This window comes from Photobacterium sp. R1 (assembly GCF_054600795.1).
The window spans coordinates 1-514 of sequence record NZ_BAAHZP010000066.1; the positions used below are offsets into that span (position 1 = coordinate 1).

Annotated in this window: 1 protein-coding gene; it reads right to left on the reverse strand. The window is 52.7% G+C overall.

Annotation, left to right across the window (positions count from 1 at the left end; genetic code table 11):
• Nucleotides 1-70: 70 nt before the first annotated feature.
• Nucleotides 71-418: a hypothetical protein gene (locus ACYP03_RS23965; protein ID WP_459782358.1), complete on the reverse strand. Its 348-nt coding sequence runs from the start codon at nt 416-418 to the stop codon at nt 71-73.
• Between the last annotated feature and the right edge of the window lie 96 nt (nt 419-514).

Genomic DNA, 514 nt, shown 5'->3' on the forward strand with positions numbered 1-514 from the left:
GACGCGGCCACGCCATGCGGTGCCGTTGTCTTCAATATTGCCCGGGTTGTTGTTTCGGATGCCTCGCGGCTTATACATTGTCACTGTTGCTAACCCCACTACCATCAGACTCAGTATCAATAAGATTTTGTTGCTGCTCATTGCGTGCCGCTTCCTCTGCTGCTTGCTGTTCGGCCATCGCGGTTAAATCACGTTGGTGCTCATCAATCAGCCACCCATAGGCGGCGTTAAACACTGTGCTATCGATGATTTGATTCGGGCGGTTATCCGTGTATTCGATATGGCCCAGCCCGGTCAGGGTGTTGAAATCAACCGCCCATTCACCTTGCCTCATGGCATAGCCGCCGATGTGTCCCAAAAAGGCCGGCACACCATCAATGACGATGAGCTGATCTTGTGTGACTGCTGTAATTCTCATAACTTCATAATCCAAATAACGGCCACCGACTTTTGACGCACGTCGACGTGACCGTGGTTGTGTGATTGCCCGCTGCCCGGCGTGCTGACATAGGTG

What these genes read in the sequence shown, in the direction of transcription:
- ACYP03_RS23965 (WP_459782358.1), bottom strand. Translation starts at nt 418, where the DNA reads ATGAGAATTACAGCAGTCACACAAGATCAGCTCATCGTCATTGATGGT.